15 protein-coding genes are annotated in these 19,378 nt (G+C 59.1%); 3 read left to right on the forward strand and 12 right to left on the reverse strand.

Going from position 1 to position 19,378, the window contains the following annotated elements; translation table 11 throughout:
* Positions 1 to 762 precede the first annotated feature (762 nt).
* On the forward strand, positions 763 to 3,891 hold the full coding sequence (locus tag HHJ06_RS11455; protein ID WP_215429930.1) for an autotransporter outer membrane beta-barrel domain-containing protein: 3,129 nt from the start codon (positions 763 to 765) through the stop codon (positions 3,889 to 3,891).
* Between the two features lie 125 nt (positions 3,892 to 4,016).
* Here HHJ06_RS11455 and trpA read toward each other — a convergent pair whose 3' ends face one another.
* From trpA to HHJ06_RS11485, 6 genes are read right to left on the reverse strand one after another with little or no spacing between them, the layout of a single operon-like run.
* Positions 4,017 to 4,796 (reverse strand): tryptophan synthase subunit alpha, encoded by a 780-nt coding sequence (gene trpA, locus HHJ06_RS11460; protein WP_251841512.1) that lies wholly within the window; start codon positions 4,794 to 4,796, stop codon positions 4,017 to 4,019.
* A gap of 22 nt (positions 4,797 to 4,818) precedes the next feature.
* Positions 4,819 to 5,991 (reverse strand): tryptophan synthase subunit beta, encoded by a 1,173-nt coding sequence (gene trpB, locus HHJ06_RS11465; protein ID WP_215429932.1) that lies wholly within the window; start codon positions 5,989 to 5,991, stop codon positions 4,819 to 4,821.
* Positions 5,988 to 6,635, reverse strand: coding sequence for a phosphoribosylanthranilate isomerase (locus HHJ06_RS11470; protein WP_215429933.1), 648 nt, complete (start codon positions 6,633 to 6,635; stop codon positions 5,988 to 5,990). Before HHJ06_RS11470 ends, trpB begins: the two co-directional genes overlap by 4 nt.
* Positions 6,632 to 7,417 carry an indole-3-glycerol phosphate synthase TrpC gene (locus HHJ06_RS11475; protein WP_215429934.1) on the reverse strand — a complete coding sequence of 262 codons (786 nt, stop codon included), beginning with the start codon at positions 7,415 to 7,417 and terminating at the stop codon, positions 6,632 to 6,634. The genes HHJ06_RS11470 and HHJ06_RS11475 overlap by 4 nt, the downstream gene beginning before the upstream one ends.
* The gene (gene trpD / locus HHJ06_RS11480; RefSeq protein ID WP_215429935.1) at positions 7,407 to 8,999 is read right to left on the reverse strand and encodes an anthranilate phosphoribosyltransferase; all 1,593 of its coding nucleotides are present in this window, start codon (positions 8,997 to 8,999) and stop codon (positions 7,407 to 7,409) included. The genes HHJ06_RS11475 and trpD overlap by 11 nt, the downstream gene beginning before the upstream one ends.
* Complete coding sequence (locus HHJ06_RS11485; protein WP_251841513.1) at positions 8,983 to 10,389, reverse strand: anthranilate synthase component I family protein; 1,407 nt, start codon at positions 10,387 to 10,389, stop codon at positions 8,983 to 8,985. The genes trpD and HHJ06_RS11485 overlap by 17 nt, the downstream gene beginning before the upstream one ends.
* Before the next feature lie 88 nt (positions 10,390 to 10,477).
* On the opposite strand from HHJ06_RS11485, the gene HHJ06_RS11490 reads away from it, so the two are divergent.
* A complete protein-coding gene (locus tag HHJ06_RS11490; RefSeq protein ID WP_215429936.1) occupies positions 10,478 to 10,705 on the forward strand; it encodes a hypothetical protein in 228 nt (75 codons plus the stop codon).
* A 34-nt stretch (positions 10,706 to 10,739) separates the two neighbouring features.
* Here the strand turns inward: HHJ06_RS11490 and HHJ06_RS11495 are convergent, their stop codons facing one another.
* The 6 genes from HHJ06_RS11495 to HHJ06_RS11520 all read right to left on the reverse strand — a co-directional run bounded on the left by HHJ06_RS11495 (position 10,740) and on the right by HHJ06_RS11520 (position 17,847).
* Complete coding sequence (locus tag HHJ06_RS11495; RefSeq protein WP_215429937.1) at positions 10,740 to 12,968, reverse strand: sodium-translocating pyrophosphatase; 2,229 nt, start codon at positions 12,966 to 12,968, stop codon at positions 10,740 to 10,742.
* A 401-nt stretch (positions 12,969 to 13,369) separates the two neighbouring features.
* Positions 13,370 to 14,359: an aldo/keto reductase gene (locus HHJ06_RS11500; RefSeq protein ID WP_215429938.1), complete on the reverse strand. Its 990-nt coding sequence runs from the start codon at positions 14,357 to 14,359 to the stop codon at positions 13,370 to 13,372.
* On the reverse strand, positions 14,359 to 15,120 hold the full coding sequence (locus HHJ06_RS11505; RefSeq protein ID WP_215429939.1) for a lipoyl protein ligase domain-containing protein: 762 nt from the start codon (positions 15,118 to 15,120) through the stop codon (positions 14,359 to 14,361). Before HHJ06_RS11505 ends, HHJ06_RS11500 begins: the two co-directional genes overlap by 1 nt.
* 89 nt (positions 15,121 to 15,209) lie before the next feature.
* A complete protein-coding gene (locus HHJ06_RS11510; RefSeq protein WP_215429940.1) occupies positions 15,210 to 16,280 on the reverse strand; it encodes a PulJ/GspJ family protein in 1,071 nt (356 codons plus the stop codon).
* Positions 16,281 to 16,309: 29 nt separating this feature from the next.
* Entirely contained in the window at positions 16,310 to 17,095 is a 786-nt protein-coding gene (locus HHJ06_RS11515; protein WP_215429941.1) for a type IV pilus modification PilV family protein, read from the reverse strand.
* A gap of 41 nt (positions 17,096 to 17,136) precedes the next feature.
* The gene (locus HHJ06_RS11520) at positions 17,137 to 17,847 is read right to left on the reverse strand and encodes a prepilin-type N-terminal cleavage/methylation domain-containing protein (RefSeq protein ID WP_215429942.1); all 711 of its coding nucleotides are present in this window, start codon (positions 17,845 to 17,847) and stop codon (positions 17,137 to 17,139) included.
* A 547-nt stretch (positions 17,848 to 18,394) separates the two neighbouring features.
* On the opposite strand from HHJ06_RS11520, the gene HHJ06_RS11525 reads away from it, so the two are divergent.
* Positions 18,395 to 19,357 carry a tyrosine-type recombinase/integrase gene (locus tag HHJ06_RS11525; RefSeq protein ID WP_215429943.1) on the forward strand — a complete coding sequence of 321 codons (963 nt, stop codon included), beginning with the start codon at positions 18,395 to 18,397 and terminating at the stop codon, positions 19,355 to 19,357.
* The last annotated feature ends 21 nt before the right edge of the window (positions 19,358 to 19,378 follow it).

The following is a 19,378-nucleotide window of genomic DNA, read 5'->3' on the forward strand; positions in this document are numbered from 1 at the left end:
GCATTTGCCCTTTTCATGACAGGACAAAATAAAAATATGCCTCACAACAAGTTATGAAAAGCGCACTTTGGAGATTGAGGAAGAATGACTAAATATGCCTCTGGTCCATTTTCCCAAAATTTTCCACTCCCGCAGCATGGTGAAACGTTTGCACGGGCTCCGGGGCACGTCTCCGCATGGCCGGGCAATGGAACCGGCATCCGTTTGAAACACAGGAAGAGTGAACGGATCCGGAAGAGAAACGGACTTGCAAGGCCGGGTCCCCTTGTTCCCGGCAGAACGGCCATCAGATAGCCTGGAGGACTCCATGGCTTAAACGCGTTTTCCCGGCTTTTATCAATCAATCTCCTCCAAGCACAACAGAGGAATTCCATCTGTTTATTCCTTCCGGGATCCTATGATTATTTTCTCCTTTTTCTGCCATGTGACGGATTTCTAATCCGATGTCAATCCTACTACAATGATAGGGAATTATTTTAAGACAAATTCCTCTTCTGAAATAAAGCGCTGAGCGAAACTCCTTCATCTTTCAGAACCCCATGCTTCATTCTTTTCTTTTTTGCCGCGGCAAACTTTTTAATACCCCAAAATACTTAATCACATAGAAATACATAGTTTTCCAACAATCAATCCTGTTACCCGATATTTCTCAATTGGTACCTGCTTGAGTTTCTTCCTGCGGCTGAAGAAAAATACGGATTAGAAATCCGCTATTTAGTTCTGCTCTTTGCCATAAGGCTATATTTATTCTTATTATTGATCATGAAACCCATCCTTCCTTTGTGGCTGCGCCGCAGCCTCCTGGCCTCTTTGCTGGTTCCCATTATTTCCCTGTCCTTCTCCGCCTCCGCGGCGGACTTCATGGCAGACGCATCTCAATATTCCGATCCAGACAATAACATATACTCCACCCTGGAGGAACTGGTCTCCTCCGGCGCCCTGGTTGCCGGGGATACGGTGATTCTGAACAACGATGACGCCTCCCTGGCTACCGGTCTAACCATTCCTGTCAACTTCCGCTCCGCTGATCCGGCTGCACTCTGTGCCGTAGACTTATCCGGCCTGGGTAAGAATCCCTTGTACAACCTGGGAGCGGGAGAGTACACGCTGGAGATGGACTCCGTCATCTGGAGCAATGGCGCCGCAGGAGTGATACGCACAGCAGATAATAACATATCTCTGAAAATCACCGGAGAGGTTCAATTTCTCAATAACCATGTTGATAATTCAAACAATAGTGCTTACGGAGGAGCTATTTATATGGAGGGAGAAAATGCAACGCTGACCCTGGGGGACAACGCTACCTTCTCCAGGAATTATGCTTTCTCCTCCTCCAACTACTCCTCTTCCTCCTCCTCTGGCGGAGCGATTGCTATGAGTGGAGATTATACAACGGTGACTCTGGAGGACAACGCTACCTTCTCCGGGAATTATACTTTCTCCGACTCCACCTCCCACTCCTCCAACTACTCCTCCATCTCCTTTGGCGGAGCAATTTACATGGAGGGAGAAAATGCAACGCTGACCCTGGGAAGCAACGCTATCTTCTCCGGGAATTATACTTTCTCCAAGTCCGGCACCTACTCCACCGCCTCCACCTCCACCTCCTCTGGCGGAGCAATTTACATGCGTGGAGACAATGTAACGCTGACCCTGAGGGACAACGCTACCTTCTCCGGGAATTATGCTTTCTCCGACTCATCCTCCAACTACTCCACCAACTACTCCAACTCCTCTGGCGGAGCAATTTACATGGAGGGAGAAAATGCAACGCTGACCCTGGGGAACAATGTTACCTTCTCCGGGAATTATGCTTACTCAGACTCCTACTCCATCTCCACTTCCTCTGGCGGAGCGATTTATATGCAGGGGGTTGACTCTTTCCTCACGATCCGTAACGGTGCCATCTTCACCAATAACTATTCCTCTACCTACGGTGGAGCCATTTACCTGCAAGGGATCACTACCGACAATTCCAGCCGCTTTCTGGCTTTCACCCATAATGTCCTCTTCAGCGGCAACATGACCGGCGGCTCATTCACTCAAAACAGCGACGGTTCCTTCTCCGTGGAAAACGGCATTGCCAACGCCATTCATGTAGACGGAACCAGCCATCTCCAGCTGGCCGCCGCCCAAGGAAGGGAGGTTCGCTTCAATGACCCCATCACCAGTGCGGCTTATTTTAGTTCTACGGAAAACGTCACCCTCTCCCTCAACCAGTACACGGATGACGACGGCAGCACCCACGCTACGGACGGCTCCATCATCTTCAGCGGGGAACTCTACCAGGGGGACGACGCCCACCTCGCGGCCAGCCGATACAGCGATTTCAAGGGCCAAACCACCCTCTACGGCGGCACCCTCATCCTGGAACACAATGTCGTCTTCGGCAATGCCGGCCTGCGGGACAATACCTCCATGACTCTGGAGCACGGAACCCTGGAAATCACCGGGGGCAGCGTCGTCAACGCCGCTTCCTTCTCCGTCGCCAACAGTGACGTCGTCCTGCGCCCCGGAACCAGCGCCTTCATCGATGCCAAAGACGTGGATCTTTCCCATGGTTTCGTCTTTGACATGCAGAAGCAGGCTCAGGAAACCGCCTCCCTGGCAAACACCACCGGACTCTCCATCTCCGCCTCCGGTTCCTTCACCCTGGGCGGCTCTATAGGGATTATGGACACGGGAATATCCGCCGATTATTTCTATGCGGACAATTCCTGGGAGCAGCAGCGCACCTTCATCGTCCTGACGGACTCGGAGGAGACCCACACGGATGACTTCTCCGGCACCCATTCTCTGGCTACCGGGTCCGATCGGGTGGACAGCCCCTATGCCTACACGGGCTCCTGGAGCCACCAGTGGGTGGATGCCGACGGCGACGGCTTCCCGGAACAACTCCAACTGGTCTGGACTCCCGCCGAGGACTCCGCCATCCGGGACATCCTGCCGGAACTGGCAGGTACCCTAGCCATGAACTCCATGTGGTCCAGCGCCGCCAACGCGCTTGGGATGTCCAGGGCCGCCCTGGGCCATCTGGATGCCCTGCGCTTCATTGCCGGACCGGAAAACAACTACTGGGTCAAGGGCATGGGGGATTTCCTCAACCACGCCTCCCAGGGAGCCCGTGACGGCTTTGACTATCACGGTGGCGGCTATTCCGTAGGAGCGGACAGGAAAATCACGCCCCACACCATTCTTGGCCTGGGCTTCGGAGACCTGTACGGCAAGATGCGCGGGCGCAGCTTTGCGGGAGACATTGACCAGCAGACGCGCATCGGCATGCTCTACGGGGGCTGGCGAAAGGCTCTCAACAAAAACAACACCCTGCTGGTGACGGGAACGGCAGGCTATGGCTGGACGGACAACAAGATGAATTCCTTCCACACGGGCGGCCGGTCCCACGGCAAGTGGACCAACGAAACCCTGTTTGGAACGCTGACCGGGAAATGGAGCCGCCGGGTCAACGAGACCGTGGCGATGGATGTCATGCTGGGGCTGGAGTATACGGACGTGACGCAGGAGGCGTTTACGGAAACGGGCTGGGACGCGAGGCGCTTTGAAAAGGGGCATATGAAGAACCTGAGCGTGCCTGTAGGGGTGGGCCTGACGCACCGCAGTGAGCTGAAAGGGAGGGAATGGATTAACAGCGCGATGGTGAGCTATGTGCCGGACGTGTACCGTGAGAACCCGGGAGCGCAGGCGGAGCGGCTGCTCAACGGGTACCGCTGGGAAGCGCAGGGAACGTCTCCGGACCGGAATGCGGTGAGGGTGAACGTGAACAGCGCATTACAGTTGAACGCGCGCTGGAGGACGTATGCCGGGTACGAGTTTGAGGGAAGGAGCAAGGCCACGGCGCACCGGTTTAACGCCGGAGTCAGTTACGCTTATTGACAGAGCCTGATTGCAGGCGCCGGAAACCCGTTAAATTTACTTTATCTTTGACGGGAGACCAGCAGCAAAGAGGCTGTGCAGAACAACTGCACAGCCTCTTTTTAACGTTAACCGGAAACGTTATTTTACTTTCCGGTCCATTTGCCCAGGAATTCCGCCGCATCCTTCCCTTCTGCAATGTGCCTGAGCAGGGCGCTGCCGAGAACGGCGGCGTCCGGGCGGGCGTCTTCCGGCAGGACATCCAGCTGGTCCGGCGTCTGGAGGCCGAAGCCCAGCGCCAGCGGCACGTCGAATACGGACCGGGCGCGGCGCATGGTTTCCGTGACGCTCTGCGTCAGGTCCACTTTTCCCCCCGTAGTGCCCAGCATGGAGACCACGTAAACGAAGCCGGAGGTATGGGGCTTGTATTCCCGCATGCGTTCCGCGGAGGTGTTTGGGGCCACCAGCGTGACGAGCGTCAGGCCGCGGGGCTCAAAGGCATTCCGGAAGATGCCGGATTCTTCCAGCGGCATGTCCGGAATGACGAAGCCGCTGACCCCGGCTTCCGCCGCATCCCGGGCAAGCCGTTCCAGCCCGTACTGGTAAAAGGGGTTCACGTACCCCATCAGCGCCAGTTTGGCGGAAAAGCGGCCCTTGCGGGCTTTCAGGCCGTCCAGAATCCATTTCAGGCTGACGCCGCGGGCCAGCGCGTCCCGCGAGGCCTGTTCAATGAACGGGCCGTCCGCCACGGGGTCCGAGAAGGGAACGCCTATTTCAATGATGTCCGCCCCGGCTCCGTCAATCCGTTCCAGATGGGTCCAGAAAGATTCCTTGTCCGGAAATCCGGCGGTGATGAAGGGGATGACGGCGCGCCTGCCGAGGGCATGGGCATGCTCCACGGCTTCCTGCAACGGTGATTTCTGCATGTTGTTCATGGAATATTGCTGCTTAAAGGTTCAAATATTTTTTAACGATGCCCAGGTCCTTGTCCCCCCGGCCGGAGAGGTTCACCAGCACGTCCCCCCCCTGCGGCAGTTCCTCTGCATGGTCCAGCACCCACGCCACGGCATGGGAGGATTCCAGAGCGGGGATGATGCCTTCCTCCTGAGTCAGGGTCTGGAAGGCATTCAGCGCGGAGGCGTCACAGATGACGCCGTAATGCACCCGGCCGATTTCCGCCAGGTGGGAGTGCTCCGGCCCCACGCCGGGGTAGTCCAGCCCGGCGGAGATGGAGTGGGACGGCTGTATCTGCCCGTCTTCATCCTGCAAAAGCATGGTCACATGGCCGTGCAGCACGCCGGGGCTGCCCAGGTTGATGGGGGCGGAGTTGTAGCACCCGGGTTCCCCGGTGCCTCCGGCCTCCACGCCCACCAGGCGCACGCCTTCATCCTCCACAAAGGGGTGGAGCATGCCGATGGCGTTGGAGCCGCCGCCCACGCAAGCCACCACCACGTCCGGAAGCCTTCCGGCGCGTTCCAGCATCTGGGCGCGGGCTTCCGTGCCGATGACGGACTGGAGCTGTTTGACCAGCGTAGGGAATGGATGGGGGCCCGCCGCCGTGCCGAAGCAGTACAGGGTGTCCTCCTGATGGGAAATCCAGTAGCGAAGGGCCTCGTTGATGGCGTCTTTCAGGGTGCGGGAACCACTTTCAATCGGGAACACGCGGGCGCCCAGTAGCTTCATGCGCATCACGTTCATGGACTGGCGCTCCACATCCTCCGCCCCCATGAAGATGGTGCAGTCCATCTTGAGCCGGGCCGCCGCCGTAGCCGTGGCCACGCCGTGCTGCCCCGCCCCGGTCTCCGCAATGAGGCGGGTTTTCCCCATCATCCTGGCCAGCAGGGCCTGCCCCAGCGCGTTATTGATCTTGTGCGCTCCGGTGTGCAGCAGGTCCTCCCGCTTCAGCCACAGGCGGAAACCCAGCTTTTCCGAGAGGTGGGGACAGAACGTGAGGGGCGTTTCACGGCCCGCGTAATTGACCAGCAGGTCCTGGAGCGCGTCCCGGTACTCGCGGGACGGCATGATGGCGGCCATGGCTTCCTCCAGTTCCATGAGCGGGGGGCGCAGCGCTTCCGGTACGAAGCGGCCGCCGAAGTTGCCGAAATATCCTTTTTTGTTCATGCGATGTGGTAAGGGGTGTAGGAGATGAGAGGTTTGAGGGCCGCCAGCAGTTTCTGCGGGCTTTTCTGGCCGGGGATGGCTTCCACGCCGGAGTTCAGGTCAATGCCGTTCGGGGTGCACTGTTCCAGCGCCTTGTTCAGGGAGGCGGAGGAAAGGCCGCCCGCCAGGAACCAGGGCCGGGGGGACTGGAGAGCCGCCAGGGCGTTCCAGTCCAAGGGGACGCCATGGCCGCCGCCGCGGCTGCCTGCATCCAGCAGGAACCAGGCGCAGCTGTCTGCCCACAGTTCCATTTCCTTCCGAAGGGCGTCCAGGGATTCATACCGGTCCGGCCACAGCACGCGGATGACCTTTTCCGGGCCTATGCGGCGGGCGCAGTCCAGGGACTGGGCGCCGTGGAGCTGGGCGAATTCCAGACGGGCCGTCTTCATGGTTTCCATGATTTCCTCCGCATCCTGGTTCACGAAGACGCCCACGCGGCGCACCAGCGCGGAATCCAGCGCGGCGGCGCGTTCCGGCGCAATGTAGCGCGGGCTGCCGGGATGGAATATGAACCCGCAGAAGTGGGCCCCCATCCCCATGGCGGTTGACAAGTCACTCTGGCGGGTAATCCCGCACACCTTGATTGCGAATGAATGTTTCTTCATCTTGTTTCTTCTAAAATTGCAGCCAGGGTTTCACCCGGCTTTCCGCCGTCCATCAGGGCGGTGCCCATCAGTACGGCCTGGAAGCCCGCTTCCGCGGCTTCCCTGAGATGCGCCCCCGTGCTCATGGCGCTGGCGGCGATCCACGCTTCCCCCTCCCGGCGGAGTTTGCCCATCTCCAGACAGGCCCGCCTGTCCGTCTTCAAGGTATCCAGGTCACGGGCGTTTACCTGGATGATGCGCGCCCCGGATTCCCTGGCAATTTCCAGGTCCGCTCCGTCAAAGACCTCCACCACGGCGTGCATGCCGTAGGCTTCCGCCTGTTCCCGCAGGATGCGGAGGGTCCGGGCATCCGGCGTCAGGCGCACGATGAGCAGCAGGGCGGAGGCCGGGGTGGAGGCCGTCTCCATCACCTGGAGCTGGTGGAAAATGAAGTCCTTGCGCAGCAGGGGGAGCCCCGCGCGGTGCATGCGTTCCAGGTACCCGATGCGGCCGCCGAAGAACCGCTCCTCCGTCAGCACGGAGATGCAGGAGGCGCCCGCAGCGGCGTACTGTTCCGCCACTTCCTCCGGCTTCAACCCGGTGGCAATGACGCCGCGGGACGGGGAGGATTGCTTGAACTCCGCAATCACGGCCACGGGCTGCCCGACGGGGGGAGCCGCAATGGCCTTCAGAAAGTCCGGCCTGCGCCCCTTCCAGGGCCGGGGCAGTTCCCGCCGGGACGCCAGGTCCGTGAGCAGGGCTATTTCCTCCGCCTTGGCTTCCCTGAACCGGTCAAGCAACATGGAGCGTTCTCCTTCCTACTCCGGCGCAAACGGCCTCACGGGCCTTCGCCATGCAGACGGAGAGGTCCATGTGGTCCTCCAGCAGGAACATGGCCACCCCCACGTTCAGAATCACCATGTCCATCATGGCCCGGGGGCCCTTGCCGTACAGGATGTCCTTCAGCACGGCTACGGCTTCCGTCTTGGAATGGACGGCCAGTTCTTCCGGGTCACAGGGGGAGATGCCGTAATCCGCGGGGTCCAGCGTCATGGGGGTGAGCTTTCCGTTATGGACGATCATCATCTTGGTGGGCCCCAGGGGCGTCACCTCGTCATACCCGCCTGCCCCGTACACCACGGCCGCCTTCCGGATATGGGACTGCCGGAGCGTTTCCGCCAGCAGTTCCACCAGTTCCGGACGGGCTACGCCCAGCAGGATATGTGTGGGGCGCGCCGGGTTGATCAGGGGCCCCAGCAGGTTGAACAGCGTGCGGATGCCCAGCTCCCTGCGGATGGGCCCCACATTGCGGAATGCCGGGTGGAAATTGGGGGCGAACAGGAAGGCGAAGTTCCGCTCGTCCAGCAGGTGCTGGACATCCTCCGGAGCCACGTCCAGCGGGAAGCCCAGGCCTTCCAGGGCATCCGCGGAACCGCAGGAGGAAGACACGGCGCGGTTGCCGTGCTTCACTACCTTGTACCCCATTCCGGCCAGCGTCAGGGACGTGGCGGTGGAGCAGTTGAAGGAGCTGCGCCCGTCCCCACCCGTGCCCACCACGTCTATGCAGTCCCCTTCCAGCCCTTCCACGCGGTTGGCGCGGCCCAGGGCGATGCCTACGGCGTGGGCCATTTCCAGCGGGGTTTCCCCCTTCATGCGGAGGCCCATCAGGAAGCACCCGGCCTGGGCCGGAGACATGCGGCCGTCCATGATGTCCGCGAATCCGGCGGCGGCCATGTCAGCCGTCAGGTCCTGCCCGGCAGCCAGCGCGTCCAGAATGAGGCTGATCCTCTTTTCCTTCTGGCCGGAGGGGACGACGTTGTCCGGGAAATTCCCCAGGAGCTGGAGGCCGTCCGGCGTCAGGATGGATTCCGGATGGAACTGGATGCCCACCCATGGGCGGTCATTGTACCGCAGGGCCATGACTTCCCCTTCCGGTCCGCGGGAGGTGACGGTAAAGCGGGGGTTGGGCTCGTCCTCCTTGGACTGGACTACCAGGGAATGGTAGCGGCCCACGGTCATGGGGTTGGGGAGCCCGGTAAACAGCCCCTTGCCGTCATGGATGATGTCAGAGCTTTTCCCGTGCATCACGTACGGGGCGCGGGAAACCTCCGCCCCGGCAAAGCAGCCCAGAAGCTGGTGCCCCAGGCAGACGCCCAGCACGGGGATATTCGCGGGGAGGCGTTCCAGGAACTCCAGGCAAAGCCCGGCATTGCGCGGGTGGCTGGGACCGGGGGAAATGCACACGGCCTCCAGGTCCGGGCTGGCTGCCAGGTCCAGAATGCGGGGATCGTCATTCGTGTACACCACGGGCTTGCGCCCCAGGGCGTAAAAAGCCTGCACCAGATTCCACGAGAAGGAATCGTAATTATCAATGAACAGAAACATGGTCTTCTCCTTTCAATATCACGTCAATAATCTTGCCCTTGTTCATGCACTCCTGCCATTCCGCGGCGGGGTCCGAATCATACACGATGCCGGCGCCGGCCTGCCAGTGGATGCGGCCGTCCTTCACCCACATGCTGCGGATGGTGATGCCGGAATCCATATGGACGCCGCCCTTGTCCAGGCCCAGCCAGCCGATGCACCCGGCGTACGGGCCGCGCGGCAGGGGCTCTTCTTCCGCCAGAATCTCCATGGCGCGCACCTTGGGTGCGCCGCTGACCGTTCCGGCGGGGAAGGCCGCGCCGAGGATGTCCAGGGCGTCCAGCCCGTCGTTCACCTGGGCGGTCACGCGGGAAGTCATGTGCATTACATGGGAAAAACGTTCAATCTCCATCAGGCGTTCCAGCTTTACGGAACCGGGCTTGGCGACGCGGCCCAGGTCATTGCGGCCCAGGTCCACCAGCATCACGTGTTCCGAGCATTCCTTGGGATCTTTTAACAGGTCCGCTGCCAGGGCGGCGTCTTCCTCGTCATCCCTGCCGCGCTTGCGCGTCCCGGCAATGGGGGAGAGCTGAAGCTTGCCGTCCGTGCAGCGCACCATCAGTTCCGGGGAGGAGCCGAACAGCGTGACCTCCGGCAGGCGCATGAAGAACATGTACGGGGAGGGATTAATGCTGCGCATGCGGCGGTACAGCGTGAAGGCGTCTCCGTGGAATTCCGCGGAGGCCTGGGAGGAAAGAACCACCTGGATGGCTTCTCCGTCATGCAGCAATTCCTTGATATGCTCCACGCCCTTCATGTAGCCCGCCTGGTCCGGGGTGCGGGAGACCTCCCCGATGGAAGGTTCTTCCGTTTCATGCAGGGCGGCATGGGACAGGTCCCGGTGTTCCCCCAGGCTAATCTGGGTGAGGCGGTTGTACAAATGGTCAAACACGATGACGGTTCCGGCCAGTACCAGGCAGGACTCCGCTGAAGAAGGGCTGATGGCCTGCGCCAGCTTGGGCTGGAACAGGGCGGCGGTTTCATAGCCGAAGTAACCGTACAGGGCCCGCGTGATGGGGGCCTGCCTCTTGTCATCCCCCACCAGTTCCAGACGCTGCATCAGGGCGCGCAGGCCGTCCAGGTAAGGCAGGCCGTCCAGTTCCTTCAGGGAGGCCAGGCGTTCGTCGCTGATGGAGAGGGAAAGTCTGGCCTCCACACAGGAAACGGTCATCAGGTAATCACAGGCGATGACGCTGTAGCGGCCCCACCTGCCGTCCACTTCCGCGCTTTCCAGCAGAAGGCCGGGGGTTTGTTCCTGGGTGAGGCTCAGGAACAGGCTGATGGGCGTCTCCAGGTCCGCGCTCAGGCGGCGGCTGCGCTGTTGGAGGGTGATGATGGATGGTGGTTGCATGAATGGTTCATTGTATAAGTTGAAAATAAAAAAACTGCTTTGACTCGCGGAGGAATCAAAGCAGTTCTTGAAAAATGGTCATAGCTGAATGCTACTACTGCACCTCGGGATTCCCCCGTCCGGACATGGGTACGCGCCACCAATAGCCGTTGCCATCATAACGGTTCTTGCTAAAAAAGGGCTGTACGGTGCTGAATTGCATCTGCGCGTTTATTACTCCTCCCGCCGGGCATTGTCAAAAAAACTTTCCGTCAATGGCGAAAAAAATCCACGGCGCATTATCCGCCTCCGGAAAAAAGCCCGCGAATTCCAGTGAATCCGCGGGCCTTGAACATAATGATTGTGAGTCCTTAGAACAGCGTCACGGCGATGTTCACGCCGGCGGTGACGATGGCCACCATGCTCATGAGCTTGATCAGGATATTCAGGGACGGTCCGGACGTATCCTTGAAGGGGTCCCCCACGGTGTCGCCGATGACGGCGGCCTTATGGCTTTCCGAACCCTTGCCGCCCACGTGGCCCTGTTCAATGTATTTCTTGGCATTGTCCCATGCGCCGCCGGAGTTCGCCATGAACACGGCCAGCACGAAGCCGGAGGCCAGGCCGCCGGCCAGCAGGCCGAACACGCCGGGAACGCCGAACACAAGGCCCATGCAGATGGGGGTAATGACGGCCAGCACGGACGGCCAGATCATTTCATGCTGCGCGCCTGCCGTGGAGATTTCCACGCAGCGCACGTAATCCGGCTCCGCTTCTCCGGTCAGGATGCCCTTGATTTCCTTAAACTGGCGGCGCACTTCCTTCACCATCTTCTCTGCGGCGCGGCCCACGGCGTTCATGGTCAGGCCGCAGAACAGGAAGGACATCATGGCGCCCACGAAGAGGCCCATGAGCACCTTCGGGTTCATCAGGGTCACCTGGAAATATCCCATGAAATCCGCCAGGGAAGCGGTGGTGATCTTGGAGACCTCCACGCTTACGGCGTCATTAATCTTGTAAACGGTGTTGCCCGTGGCTTCGCTCCAGTGGAGGATGGAAATTTTCAGTTCTTCAATGTAGGAGGCCAGCAGCGCCAGCGCGGTCAGCGCGGCGGAACCGATGGCAAAGCCCTTGCCTGTGGCGGCGGTCGTGTTGCCCAGGGCGTCCAGGGCGTCCGTGCGGCGGCGCACTTCCGGGTCCAGCTTGCTCATTTCCGCATTGCCCCCGGCGTTGTCGGAAATGGGGCCGTAGGCGTCCGTCGCCAGGGTGAGGCCCAGCGTGGAAAGCATGCCGACGGCGGCAATGCCGATGCCGTACAGCCCCTTGCTCATTTCAGCTCCGGTGAAATGCCAGTCTCCGGAAGCCATGCCGTAAGCCAGAACAGTGCCCACCACGATGGTGATGACGGGAATGCAAGTGGAAATCATGCCGATGCCGATGCCGGAAATAATGACCGTGGCTGGCCCCGTCTTAGCGCTGTGGGCAATCTTGCGGCAGGGATAGGAGTCATGGGAAGTGTAATGCTCCGTGCTCTTCCCGATGACGATGCCCACTGCCAGACCGGTGACGATGGCGCCCCAAATGCCCGCCCAGTTATCCAGGCCGATGAGCTGGAGCAGGAAGGCGGAGGCAATGGCGATCAGGAAGGAACTCAGGTTGATGCCGCGGTTCAGGGCGGCCATCAGCTCCGTCTGGGAGGCGCCGCGCTTCACGCGCACCGCGTATACGCCCAGCAGGGAAAGAATGGTGCCCAGGGCGGCAATCAGCATGGGCGTGAGAACGGCTTTGATCGCCATTTCCGGCACGGCCATGTAAGCCGCCGCGCCAAGGGCGGCGGAAGCCAGGATGGAACCGCAGTAGGACTCGTAAAGGTCCGCGCCCATGCCGGCCACGTCCCCCACGTTGTCGCCCACGTTATCCGCGATGGTGGCGGGGTTGCGGGGATCGTCCTCCGGAATGCCGGCTTCCACCTTCCCGACCAGGTCAGCCCCCACGTCCGCGGCCTTCGTGAAAATGCCGCCGCCCACGCGGGCGAACAGGGCCTGGAGGGAGGCCCCCATGCCGAAGGTCAGCATGGTGGTGGTGATGACGACCAGGCGCATGGAAAGCTCCATGTCTCCGTAAAACCAGTCCAGCACCCAGTACCAGGCGCCGATGTCAAGCATGGCAAGGCCCACCACGGTCAGGCCGAGCACGGCACCGGAGCGGAAGGCAATCTGAAGGCCCGCGTCCAGGGAATGGCGGCAGGCGTTCGCCACGCGGCCGGAGGCGTATGTGGCCGTCTTCATGCCGATGTAACCGGCCAGGCCGGAGAAAAAGCCGCCGGAAATGAAAGCGAACGGAACCCAGGGATTCTGGATGTGGAGGCAGTACGCCAGAAAAGCGAATACAACGGTAATCAGCACAAAGAAAATGGCGACGATCTTGTATTGCTGCCGCAGGTACGCCATGGCGCCGCTGCGAACGTGTTTGGCGATCATCTTCATGACCTCGTTCCCCTCATCCTGGGCTTTCATACGGTAAAAGAAGACGCCCGCAAAAACGAGAGCCAGCACCGAAGCCGACGGAATGAGCCAAAATAAATCCTGGATGGTTATCATTGTCAGTACACTTTAAATTAAAGTGGAAGGATCGTACCACCTGCTCCACTTTACTCCAAGAAAAAACCCCCGTTCCGGATGGAAAATTCACCTTCCTGCGGAAAGACCAGACCAACGGGAAAACCAGGGGGTATTTCCGGAAGAAACAAGGGGCGCCCCAATTAATCCAATTCCCTGTCCTGAGCCCCCTGCGGTCTGCTCCGGACAGGCAGGAAAGCCTTTTTACGGCTCTTTCTCCGCTTCCCCCCCTCCCCGGATGGGAAAGCGCCCGGGATCAAGCCCATCCAACACATGCGCCAGCACTGCGGATGGGAACAGACCGGAAGCGTGCTCCTGACGGAGAACGGGATGATGAGAGGAAGAGTGGAAGAAAAAAAGCCTCCCATCAGCAGGAACTGCGGCTACCTGTCCGCCATTCCATCAATAACGGAAAGCTCCTCCGGCGTGAACCGGGCATGTTCCAGCGCTTTCAGGCAATCCCTGATCTGGGAAGGGCGGCTGGCGCCTATCAGGGCCGTGGTCACTACGGAGTCCCTCAGCACCCAGGCCAGAGCCATCTGCGCGAGGCTCTGCCCGCGGCTCTGGGCCAGTTCCGCTAGCCGGCGGATTTTACCCTCATACTCCCGGACGCGCTCTTCCGTTAAAAAAACGGAGGAACCCGCCGCGCGGGAATCCGCGGGAATGCCCTCCAGATAGCGGTCCGTCAACATGCCCTGGGCCAGCGGGGAAAAGGCCACGCAGCCGGTGCCCGTCTCCCTGATAGCCTGGAAAACGGACTCCTCCGGTTCACGGTTGAACATGTTGTAACGGAGCTGGTGCACCAGGCACGGCACACGGGCCTCCCGGAGCATGGCGCAGATCTGCCTGGTCTGTTCCGCCGGGAATTTGGAAATGCCGGCATACAGGGCCTTGCCGGATTGCACCGCCGTGACAAGGGCTCCCGCCGTTTCCTCCAGCGGAGTCTCCGGATCATACCGGTGCGCATAAAAAATATCCACGTAATCCAGCTTCATGCGGGAGAGGGACTGGTCCAGGCTGGCAAGCATGTGCTTGCGGGAACCCCAGTCCCCGTACGGCCCCTCCCACATCAGATGCCCTGCCTTGGTAGCGATGACAAGCTCATCACGGAAACGGGACAAATCCTGCATGAAAATGCGGCCGAAGCATTCTTCCGCGGAACCGGGAGGCGGTCCGTAATTATTCGCCAGGTCAAAATACGTGATGCCGGCGTCAAAGGCGCCGTGGATAAGCCGCCGCGCATTCTCAAAATCATCGGCAGAACCGAAATTATGCCAAAGCCCCAGGGAAACGGGGGGAAGCAGCAGCCCGCTGTGCCCACAGCGGCGGTAGTCCAGATGGCTGTAACGGCCGGGATCAGGAAGATAACTCATCAGCAGCAAGGATTGGAAGATTTCCTGGCATGGGACGGGCGTTCATGCCGTACACCGGAGCGCCATGCCTCCGTGCGATATTTGGATGCCAGCAATTCCGCCACACGGGCGTTCATGCCGGGAAAAAGCTCCGCTTCCCCGGACAGGGAATGTTCCTCCGCCAGGCGGGAGGCCAGCTTCTCGTCCCAGCCGAAGGGGAGGGAGCAATTCTGGATGCTGCCCTGGTGGAGAACACCGCCGCGGACTCTCCGCTGCCCGCCCCCGGCCAGCTTCTCTCCGCCGGGAAGTACAAGATCACTCGTCACGGGGCTGGAAAAACAGGCGCGGCCTCCGTCGGGAGCGTCTCCGTCCAGCATCACGCACTCCACGCCGCAATCCTTCAGGACGCGAGCCAGCGCCCCGTGAATCCAGCGGTAAAGCGTGGCGCTGGAAGGCCGTTCCGTTCCGTCGCTGCGGTGCATGGCCAGAGTGAAGGGAATGTCATTCCGGTGGTCTACAATGCCCCCGCCTGTCCAGCGGCGGACAAAATGGAGTTCCTCCGCCGGAAAAATGCCGCGCGCCGTGGCTTCCGCGTCAAAATAACCGTAGGTCACGGTCGGCAGCGCCCACCGGTACACCCGCAATACGGGTTTCTCCCTCCACTCCAGGAGGGCCTCATCCACGGCCATGGCCTCCTCCCCGCATCTGGCTACCGGATCACGCCACAGCACCAGCTCCGGGAGGGGGGACAAATTGCCGACGACATTTGCGAATCCCGACATATCGTAATGAACAAGTAAATAATGACAGGAGAGGTCCGGGCTGGAGCGGCGCCGGAAAACTCCGCGCCCTCCGGCCCTCAAGGACGGGCCTAGTGGCTCACGGGGAGTGCGACGCGCTGGGTGAACGACCGGGTGTAACGTTCAAAGAACTCCTCCGGAGAGGGCGCGGGACGCTTCTTCTGCCGTATCTGGTCCACCAGGGCCATGCCTTCATCCGTAACCACCGTCATGGAAATGGTCACGGCGGTGACGCGGCCTGACTTCAAATCGTCAATGTTCACGCTGCTCCCGATAATATTCAGCCTGTTGCCGTACACATCCATCTGGGTGCAGGAACCCAGACGGTTGGCCCCGGTCGTCATGACGGGAACCAGCACGGACGCGCGCTGCGTGGCATCCTTGTCAGATTTGTTGCTTCCAGAATTGCCGATTTTCTTCTGGTAATCCACCTCAAAAATCAGCGTCATTTCCACCACGTTTTCCACTAGGAAATTGGCGGGGATGGTTTCATCCTGCTGATAACGTGTATAAGCGGACCAGAGGTCCTGCTGGCCCAGAAGGTTCTGGACGGTATCCTCCGCGCTGATCAAATTGCGGTACAGGGAATAAACGGGAAAACCGTCAGACTCCGCCGTGGCGTCCTGGTCCAGAATCTGGTCACGGTACAGCAGCTTGTAACCCACGCAGTTAATATCCCCGATGATACGGTCATTCCTCATGTCCATGCTGGACTTGGCGGGATTGCGGTCCGTGGGAGTGGTGAAAAAAATCAACTGGGAGGCATTCGTGATCTTGGCGCCTTCCGGCCCCATGGTCATCAGGTTCACGCGGGCTTCATCCAGACCGGAGGAACGGCCTTTTTTCTTGGATGCCGTAGTCTTGCCGGCACGGGAAACCAGGTCGCTGTCCCGCTGCACCAGCATCCATTCAAAGGGATTGCCGGGGCGGAACTGCATGCTCTCAAAATCCTTGGTCATGGTATCCATGGCCGTGCGGGCAAGCGTGGTAGTCCGCACATCCTGGAGCACCCATCTCCAGATATCCACCCCGCGGGAGGTGAGAGCCACAATCACCAGCACCAGCACGGTGGTGATAGTCATGGCGGCCAGAAGCTCAATCAGGGTAAACGCGCCGGATTTGATTTTGGCAAATGTCTTCATGATGTTTCAAATGTCTCGGATAATTCCCGTTAACGGCGGAAGGCGAGATTGCGCGTAAAGACGGGAGTCTTCAAATTCTCCCAGGTCACGTTCTGCAAACGCTCGGGGTCCGTATTCAGAAGCTGGAAAAACTCCGCCTGGTACAGGACTTCCGCCCCCCAGGGCAAATTCAGGCCGCCGCCTTTTTCCGGCGTGTAAACGTACAGGGAAGGCTCTGTAATCACCTTGCCGCGGTTGTAGGGATTGTAGATCGTCCCGTACTTGGGCGCCAGCTTGTAGCCGTAAGCGTTGGAATCCATGCGCTCCACCACAAGCTGGGTCATGCGCACGGCGAAGACGGGCCCCACAAGCGCCTTGAAATCCTCCCAGCGGTCCTTATTGTTTGCCAGGCAAACGCCTGTTACTACCGCCGTATTCCTTCCGGGGATGCTGCCGCCTTCTTCCAGCCAGGGCTGGGGCGTGCCGTCCTTGCGGGCGCCTTTGGTCAGGTCAGCCCTGTAATTGTAAACGAGAATGGTCGTGGCGGGCTTGGATGTGAACTCCATCCAGTAAAATGCCTTGTCAAAAGCGGAAATGTATCTGGTGGAGGAAGACTTTCTGGCATTGGGGGCGGCGCGCTCCGAATTGCGGAGCTCCCCGAGTTCCGCCGTCAGGGCGTGAACAATGCGGTCCGCCTCACGAATGGTCAGGGCGGCCTGCACCGTCCTTCTGGCGGGAATGAACATGGCCATGAACACCACGATCAGCACGGCAACCACGCCGATCGCCAGCACCACTTCCGTCAGGGTGAACCCCTTGGCACGAGACTGTCTCATAGAATTGGTCAACATAAAATGGAAAATCCGTTAAAGTATAATTAGTTGGGAATCACCTGCTCCGTCGTTCTCAGCCGGCTGATATTGCCCTTGGGATAAATGACGATGCCGCCTGCCAGGCCCGGCTTGCCATCCACCATCGGGGAAGGCTTCTCCTCCTTGCCGTTACCGGCGGAACCGGAAACCACCACCAGGCGGGTGGGGGCGTTCGGCTGGGACATGCGGCCCTCCTCGTCAAACTCAATGAAATAAATATCCGTCATCCTGTTGCCGGGAAGATTGACGGTATCCTGCCCGTCACGGCTGGCAAAGCCGCGGGCCACGGACTTTCCGCCCTTGGTCTTTTTGGAACCTTCCAGAAGGGTGCTGTAAGTGGGGCTGATGTAGAACCCGGCGGGAAGCGTCTGCAAGCGGTTGACCAGATGCCATTTTCCGGTGCGCGTATTCTTGGACATCACGCCCAGGGTTCGCATGTTGCGGGCCTCGTCCTCAGGAGTGCTGACAATAATCAGGCGGCTCCACGTCCCCTTGCCCATGGCGTCCAGCCGGGCTTCCTGCACCATGCCGTCAACCATCTCCACGGCGGACTGAAGGCCCTGCCCCCTGCCCCCGCCTCTCAACATGCTGGCGGCCAAAGCCATCATGGCAACCATAATGGTGATGACGACAATCAGTTCCACCAGGGTAAACCCCTTGCTCCCTGACGAGGAACAGCGTGACGCCGCTCCGGAATGCTTGGAAAAATTTCTCATACAGATGATGCAGGATTGAACAACGATTTTTGGCATGCTACCCGTTTCACACGGGCACGGCAATCATTTTTTGAGAAACGGGGATGCCGGATATGCTCCCGCCCAAACAAAAATCCGGCGGGGTTTTACCACCCGATCATTCCCGGCACCATGAACCATCCGGAAGAAAGGAATTTTCGGCTGATTCAATCCACACAATTCAAGAAGCATAGGGAGAAAAATCCCTTGAACCACCTCTGAAAGGCCGATTTTTCAGAGTTCACTCACCACTCCTCCTGCAACCGGATGGCAGGCAACGCTTCCATGATGACCGCAGCAGTTGAAATGATTCATTCTTCTTCCGGAAAAGAAGCCTCCAAACAGGAGTAGGGAACCGGCCATCTTCCCCTTCATTCGGGAAAACTGTTCCTCCGTGCTGGAGGGAACCCTGCCCCATTTTAACAGTACCTTTATATTGTAGAGATGCCACGCATCCGGACATTCCTGCCTGACAGAGGCATAAAAAGGACCTTGCACCCATGAGGCACACTTATTATTCCGTTCCGCCATGCCAAATACATCACATTCATCCCTATTGGAAAAAACCATCGAACGATTCCTGTTTCATTCCCAATATGAAAAAAACCTTAGCGAAAAGACCTTGAAAGCCTATGCAACCGACTTGAGGCAATTTGCCGGCTTCATGATGAATCAACGGCAGATATGCTCCCTGTCCTCCATCTCTGCGGAAGACTTGAAGCAATACGTTAAATCATTGTCGGGATTTCAGCCTAAAACGATGAAAAGGAAAATGGCCACACTCAAAGCCATGCTGAACTTCATTGAAATGGAAGACGATGACTTCATCAACCCCATGCGGAAGCTTAAAATCAACATCAAGGTTCCCTTCCTGCTCCCTCCCGTCATGGACTCCATGGAAGTGGCCTCCATCCTGACCACCCTGTACCGGGAGAAAAATGCCTGTTCCGGCAAAACGGGTTACCGTTATCAGGAAATCGTCCGCAACATTGCCGTGGTGGAACTCCTGTTCGGCACGGGTATCCGGGTATCCGAACTATGCGCTCTGCGCCTTGCGTCCGTAAACCTCCATAACGGCTTCATCAAAGTCTATGGCAAAGGGAGAAAGGAGCGCGTCATCCAAATATGCCAAGCCGCCATTCTGGACGCCCTTCATGAATACCAAAACCTCTGTCTCACTCCTTCCCGGCAGAACACGTTCTTCTTCATCAACCGCCTGGGCCACAACCTTTCCTCCCAATCAGTAAGAATCATGATCAAAAAACTGGCTCTGAAATCCGGCATCCTCAAACCCGTCACCCCTCACACGTTCCGCCACACCTTTGCCACCCTCCTTCTGGAAGAAGGCGTAGACATCAAATACATCCAAACCATCCTCGGCCACAGCTCCCTCGCCACTACTCAGATATACACCCATGTCAGCACCACCAAACAAAGAGTCATCCTTCAGAATTTTCACCCAAGAAAAAATATGCAGATAATTCTACAATAAAGAGTGATAACTATTTAAGAG

It is taken from the genome of Akkermansia muciniphila (genome assembly GCF_018709685.1).
GTDB classification, from domain to species: Bacteria; Verrucomicrobiota; Verrucomicrobiia; order Verrucomicrobiales; family Akkermansiaceae; genus Akkermansia; species Akkermansia muciniphila_E.